The following is a 6,998-nucleotide window of genomic DNA, read 5'->3' on the forward strand; positions in this document are numbered from 1 at the left end:
AGCATACCATTGACTAAGCTTTTATCATTGGGGCAAAGCGCTTGCCTTGCCCCAAGATATAACTACATATTCAGTGCACGCCCGTAAGCATCGAGCACGCTTTCCTTCATCATTTCAGAAAGTGTCGGATGCGGGAAGACGGTATGCATCAGCTCTTCCTCGGTGGTCTCAAGACCCATAGCAACCACAAAGCCCTGAATAAGCTCGGTTACTTCAGCGCCAACCATATGGGCACCCAAAAGCTGACCGGTTTTCTTGTCGAAAATAGTTTTCACAAGACCTTCCGGCTCACCAAGCGCAATCGCCTTACCGTTACCCATGAACGGGAAGCGGCCAACACGGATCTCATAGCCCGCATCTTTCGCTTTTTGTTCGGTCAAGCCAACAGAAGCCACCTGCGGGTTACAGTAGGTACAACCCGGTATCTGTTCTTTTTTCATTGGATGGGCGTCAAGACCAGCGATTTTCTCAACGCAAATCACACCTTCATGCTCGGCTTTGTGTGCCAGCATTGGCGGACCGGCCACATCACCAATCGCATAGATGCCCGGTACATTGGTACGGCCAAAGCCATCAATCACCACACAACCACGATCGGTTTTCACGCCAACATTCTCAAGGCCGATGTTTTCGATGTTGCCCACAACACCCACAGCCGAAATCAGCTTTTCCGCATCCAGCTGCTGGGTTTTGCCGTCTTTGGTCTCAACAGAAGCGGTGACCTTACCGCCGCCCTTTGTAACCTTGTTGACCTTGGCTTCGGTGATAAACTTGATACCCTGTTTTTCCATCTGCTTTTTCGCAATCGCAGAGATTTCAGGGTCTTCCACCGGCATAATGTTCGCCATCATCTCAATAACGGTCACATCAACGCCCATGGTGTTGTAGAACGAGGCAAATTCGATACCGATTGCGCCTGAACCCATAACAATCAAGGATTTAGGCATTTTTTCCGGCACCATAGCTTCAAAGTAGGTCCAGATGTTTTCTTTATCCGGCTCGATACCCGGAATAACGCGCGGCTTGGCACCGGTAGCGATAATAATGTGCTTGGCGTTGTAGGTGCCATGCCCTTTGGTGCCTTTTGGTGCCGGATGTTGTGGCTGGTAGGCAGCGCGAGATGGCGCGCCAACAGAAATTTCGCCCGGCTTGGTGATTTTCGCTTCACCCCAAATGATGTCGACCTTGTTCTTCTTCATCAAGAAGCCAATACCGCCATTGAGCTGGCCGGAAACACCGCGAGAGCGCTTAACAACAGCAGCTGCATCGAAGCTGATATTTTCCGCAGACAGACCGTAGTTTTTGGCGTGTCCCATGTACTGGTAAACTTCAGCGGAACGCAGCAGTGCCTTGGTAGGGATACAACCCCAGTTCAGGCAGATACCGCCCATGTGCTCGCGCTCGACAATCGCGGTTTTCAATCCCAGTTGGGAAGCGCGGATCGCAGTTACATAACCGCCTGGGCCAGAGCCGATAATGATGACGTCGTAATTGGTGCCACTCATCATGCTATCCTTCATACGGTGGGGTGCTTTTTTAGCGGCCACCGGTGTTGTCTCACTGTGCCGGGAGAAGATGGGGGCTCAACCGGCTCTTTGAAAAACAGGGGGCAAAGCCCCCTGCCTTGATCTGGATTAAACCAGCATAGACATCGGGTTTTCGATGTAGCCCTTGAAGGCTTGCAACAGCTCTGCGCCTAACGCACCGTCCACCGCGCGGTGGTCGGTTGATACGGTCACAGACATCACGGTGGCAGGTACAATCTCGCCTTCTGCATTGACAACCGGCTGCTTTACGCCCGCACCAACAGCCAGAATGGTTGCATGTGGTGGGTTCACAATGGCAGAGAAGTTTTTCACACCGAACATGCCAAGGTTGGAAACCGCAGTGGTGCCGCCCTGGAACTCTTGTGGTGCCAGTTTGCGCTCACGCGCCCGCTTGGCCAAGTCTTTCATCTCGATAGAAATGGTCGAAAGAGTTTTCTCTTCCGCGCGGCGCACGATTGGCGTAATCAAGCCACCATCGATGGAAACTGCGACCCCCACATCAGCGTGTTTGTGCAACAACATACCGCTATCGGTCCAAGAGGCATTAGCAGCTGGTACCGCTTTCAGTGCCAAGGCATGGGCCTTGATGACCATGTCATTAACCGAGAGCTTGTAGGCTGGCTTACCGTCTTTATCAACCGGCGCTGATTTGTTGAGCTGTGAACGCAGAGCTAACAAGGCATCCAGCTGACACTCTACTGTGAGGTAGAAGTGCGGCACTGTTTGCTTGGACTCGGTCAAACGCTTGGCGATAACCTTGCGCATGCCATCATGCGGTACAAGCTCATAGGAGCCTTCGTCAAACAGCTTGAGGATCGCCTCATCAGACTGGCCAGCAGGTGCTGCTGCCTTAGGTGCTTCCGCAGCTTTTGGCGCTTCAGCTGCTGCTGCAGCTGGTTTGCCAGTGCCATTAGCCAATGCAGCTTCTACGTCGCGCTTCACAACACGGCCCTTAGGACCAGTGCCGGAAATCAGCGCCACATCAAGACCGTTCTGCTTGGCAATACGGCGCGCCAATGGCGAGGAGAAAACCCGCTCGCCAGATGTTGCCGGAGTTGCCGCAGCAGGTGCTGCCGCTGGCGCTGCAGCAGGAGCATCCGCAGCAGGTGCCGGGGTCGCAGCAGCTGCAGGTGCCGGGGCACTGCCCACATTATCGGCAGCCGATGCGTCTTCACCATCTTCCAAAAGCACCGCGATCAGTTCATTCACTTTCACGCCTTGTGCACCTTCGGCAACGAGGATCTTGCCAACAACACCCTCGTCGATGCTTTCAACTTCCATGGTTGCTTTATCGGTTTCGATTTCGGCAATAACATCACCGGCAGAAACCGTATCGCCCTCTTTCACCAGCCATTTGGCAAGGTTGCCCTCTTCCATGGTTGGGGAAAGCGCTGGCATCAAAATTTGAATAGCCATTGATTTCTAATCCTTGCCCTAAGCGGTGTAAGTAACGGCTTTAACCGCGTCGATAACTTCGCCAACGTTCGGCAGTGCCAGCTTTTCAAGGTTGGCAGCGTATGGCATTGGCACATCTTTACCAGTTACATGCAGAATTGGTGCATCGAGGTAATCGAAGGCATCGCGCTGAACTTGGAAGGCAATCTCAGAAGACACCGAACAGATCGGGAAGGCTTCTTCAACACAAACCAGACGGCCGGTTTTGCGTACGGATTGCAAGATTGTCGCCATATCCAAAGGACGGATGGTGCGCAAGTCAATCAACTCGACCGAGATACCTTGTGCTGCCAACTCGTCAGCCGCTTTCGTTGCATAGGTCATACCCATGCTCCAAGAAACGATGGTAACGTCCGACCCTTCACGCACAACCTTCGCCTTACCAATCGGTACGATGTAATCGTCCATTACTGGCACATCGAAGCTCTGACCGTACAGAATTTCGTTTTCCAGGAAAATGACCGGGTTCGGATCGCGGATCGCCGCTTTCAACAAGCCCTTCGCATCAGCTGCGGAGTAAGGTTGAACAACCTTCAGGCCCGGAATGGAGGCATACCATGCAGCGTAGTCTTGCGAGTGCTGCGCACCCACACGCGCGGCCGCACCGTTGGCTCCACGGAACACCATTGGCGCACCCATCTGACCACCAGACATATAAAGTGTCTTGGCTGCAGAGTTGATGATGTGGTCAATTGCCTGCATGGCGAAGTTGAATGTCATGTATTCAACAATCGGGCGCAGACCTGCCATAGCCGCACCAACTGCCAGACCGGTAAAGCCGTGCTCGGTGATTGGCGTATCAATTACGCGCTTTTCGCCGAACTCATCCAGCAGACCCTGGGAGATTTTGTAGGCACCTTGGTACTGTGCCACTTCTTCACCCATCAAGAACACGCGCTCATCAGCACGCATCTCTTCCGCCATTGCGTCACGCAGGGCTTCACGCACTGTTGTCTGGCGCATTTCTGTACCCGCAGGCACTTCAGGGTCAGCCAGTTCAACCACGTCAACCGGTGCCTTTGGCGCTGCCGGTGTGGTTGGCGCAGCTTCAGCAACCGGTGCTGGCGCTTCAGCCGCAGCTGGTGCTGGTGCACTGCCCACATTGTCAGCGGCAGAAGCGTCTTCGCCTTCTTCTAAAAGTACTGCGATAGGTGTGTTCACCTTCACATCTTCAGTGCCTTCGGCAATAAGGATTTTGCCTAAAACACCTTCATCAACCGCTTCCACTTCCATGGTGGCTTTATCGGTTTCGATTTCTGCAATCACGTCACCTGCAGTAACCGCGTCGCCTTCCTGTTTAACCCACTTGGAAAGCTTGCCCTCTTCCATTGTTGGCGAAAGAGCCGGCATCAAAATCTGGATAGCCATGTTAATTCTATCTCCGCCTTAAAGAGTGATATCGGTGTAAAGCTCAGAAGCATCCGGCTCCGGATCGTTCTGGGCAAATTCAGCGGAGGCTGCAACAATGGCACGGACTTCCTTGTCGATAGCCTTCAAGCTATCTTCGTCGGCCCATTTTTTCTCTAGAAGACGGGCGCGAACCTGTTCAATCGGATCGTGCTCGGAGCGCATTTTCTGCACTTCGTCTTTGGAGCGGTATTTTGCAGGGTCAGACATGGAGTGACCGCGGTAGCGGTATGTAATCATCTCAAGGATGTAAGGACCATTGCCTTCACGGCACCACTGCATGGCGTAATCGGTCGCAGCTTTTACAGCGCGTACGTCCATACCGTCCACCTGAACGCCCGGAATACCGAAGGAGGCACCGCGCTGGGACAAATCAGTGGTAGATGAAGCACGCTCAATTGAGGTACCCATACCGTATTTGTTGTTCTCGATCACATAGATCACCGGCAGATCCCAGAGCTTGGCCATGTTGAAGCTCTCGTAAACCTGACCCTGGTTCGCCGCGCCATCACCGAAGAACGCCATGGAAACCTTGCCGTTTTCCTTATAGCGGTTGGCAAAGGCCAGACCGGTACCCAGTGCGACCTGTGCGCCCACAATACCATGACCGCCGTAGAACTCTGCTTCTTTGGAGAACATGTGCATGGAACCGCCCTTACCCTTGGACAGCCCGCCCTTACGACCGGTCAACTCGGCCATAACACCGTTCGGGTCCATACCACAGGCCAGCATATGGCCGTGGTCACGGTAAGAGGTAATCATCTGGTCGCCTTGTTCCTTGGCCATTTCCATGCCAACAACAACTGCTTCCTGACCGATGTAAAGGTGGCAAAAGCCGCCAATCAGGCCCATACCATAAAGCTGACCAGCTTTTTCTTCGAAACGTCGAATCATCAGCATTTCGCGGTAAGCTTTGAGCTCTTCGTCTTGATTGAACTCGACGGTCTTAGGTACGTTTTTCAACGCACCGGCTGCCTTGGAAGGTCCCTTGGAGCGACCACCAGAAGACTTGGTTTCAGTTCCAGCCATATGCTCTCGTCTCTTTTGACGTGTTAATCTCAGGCCCGACACTACTCTGTGCAACAAAATAAGCCAAGCCGCGTTAAAACTAGAGTTAATACCATTAAGTAACTGATAAATAACATTTATTCATGTTAACTTGAATTTGGTTAATTGGTTATATTTAACTTCTTTGCTGTTAATTTATTTACAGGCGCACTTTTACCACTTACTCGATAATTTATATGCTCGATTCTTTAAAAATACAAATATGTATATGAGTAATGACCTGAGCCCCAAGTTCCCTCCAAGTTTTGAGAGGATCCTTGTTTTCTATTTAAGCCTCATGCGGCCATTTTTTCCAGTCGGTTTTGCCGCGCAAATTCGGCTGGGGTTAGGTTGTCCAAAGACGAATGCGGTCTTTGGGTGTTATAGTCGTGCTGCCAATACCTGATTTCATTCCTTGCTTCATGCAATGAGGAGAACAGGGTTTCGTTCAAACACTCATCGCGAAAGCTGCCGTTAAAGCTCTCAATAAAGGCATTTTGCATAGGCTTTCCCGGAGCAATGTAATGCCAGTTGATTTTTGTCTCCTGGCAGAACTGTAACACCGCAGAACTGGTCATTTCGGTACCATTGTCCGAGACAATTGTGGTTGGCATTCCCCGCTGTGCAATAACGGCTTTGACCTCGCGCACAAGCCGGGCGCCTGATATGGACGTATCGGGAACAAGGGCCAGACATTCGCGGCTATAATCATCAACCACAGCTAAAATTCTAAAGCGCCTGCCATCGGTGAATGCATCACTCACAAAGTCCAGGCTCCAGCGTTCATTGGCCTTGAAAGGCACGATCATTGGCCTGCGGGTTCCAAGCGCACGTTTGCGACCACCACGCTTGCGCACTTGCAATCCTTCCTCACGATACAAGCGCCGCAGCTTTTTCAGGTTCATGGTAATCCCTTGCCGCTTCAAAAGAACATGGATCCGACGATAACCAAAACGCCGCCGCTCATGGGCGATTTGCTTCATGGCTTCGCGCAAAGGTTTATCGTCTGGACGCACGCTTTTGTAACGCACGCTGGACCGGTCAACCTGCAGAACAGAACAGGCCCGCCGCTCACTCACACCAAAGTTTTGACAAAGAAAAGCAACTACTTGGCGTGCGGCAGCGGGCCCTACCACTTTTTTGCGTTCACATCGCGGAGCATGGCATTGTCCAGCATCGCTTCGGCGAGCAGCTTTTTCAGTTTGGCATTCTCATCTCCCATAGCTTTCAGCTTGCGCGCGTCGGACACATCCATGCCGCCATACTTCGCATTCGCTGCTGACCTTGAACCAATGGCGGTCTAGCAGCTCATTAATTGTAGAATGATGCTTTACTGACCTCGTGTAGGCGGCAAACATCTGCCGCCGGCACACCACTTTCTTGTTCCTTGATCATCCCGATAATCTGTTCTTCCGTAAAACGCGAACGCTTCATATCCCACCTCAATCTTATGATGTGCTCCCTGAAAAGTCCCTCGATTTGAGTTAGAATTTTCTGTGACGAATTTCCTGGCTGGGAAGGAGCAGAATATGAAAGCATCGA

At 52.0% G+C, this 6,998-nt stretch carries 4 protein-coding genes and 1 pseudogene; all 5 read right to left on the bottom strand.

The features are described 5' to 3' along the window. Nucleotides 1-62: 62 nt before the first annotated feature. The gene (gene lpdA, locus AYK67_RS16760; RefSeq protein WP_068089671.1) at nucleotides 63-1,505 is read right to left on the bottom strand and encodes a dihydrolipoyl dehydrogenase; all 1,443 of its coding nucleotides are present in this window, start codon (nucleotides 1,503-1,505) and stop codon (nucleotides 63-65) included. A gap of 129 nt (nucleotides 1,506-1,634) precedes the next feature. Then, the gene (locus AYK67_RS16765; RefSeq protein WP_068089603.1) at nucleotides 1,635-2,963 is read right to left on the bottom strand and encodes a pyruvate dehydrogenase complex dihydrolipoamide acetyltransferase; all 1,329 of its coding nucleotides are present in this window, start codon (nucleotides 2,961-2,963) and stop codon (nucleotides 1,635-1,637) included. Nucleotides 2,964-2,981: 18 nt separating this feature from the next. Then, nucleotides 2,982-4,370, bottom strand: coding sequence for a pyruvate dehydrogenase complex E1 component subunit beta (locus AYK67_RS16770; protein WP_068089607.1), 1,389 nt, complete (start codon nucleotides 4,368-4,370; stop codon nucleotides 2,982-2,984). A gap of 18 nt (nucleotides 4,371-4,388) precedes the next feature. After that, nucleotides 4,389-5,438 (bottom strand): pyruvate dehydrogenase (acetyl-transferring) E1 component subunit alpha, encoded by a 1,050-nt coding sequence (gene pdhA / locus AYK67_RS16775; RefSeq protein ID WP_068089610.1) that lies wholly within the window; start codon nucleotides 5,436-5,438, stop codon nucleotides 4,389-4,391. 347 nt (nucleotides 5,439-5,785) lie between these two features. After that, nucleotides 5,786-6,890 (bottom strand): annotated as a pseudogene (locus AYK67_RS16780) (IS3 family transposase); the annotation flags it as partial. Between the last annotated feature and the right edge of the window lie 108 nt (nucleotides 6,891-6,998).

The sequence above is a fragment of the Polycladidibacter stylochi genome (assembly GCF_001562055.1).
GTDB lineage: Bacteria > Pseudomonadota > Alphaproteobacteria > Rhizobiales > Stappiaceae > Pseudovibrio > Pseudovibrio stylochi.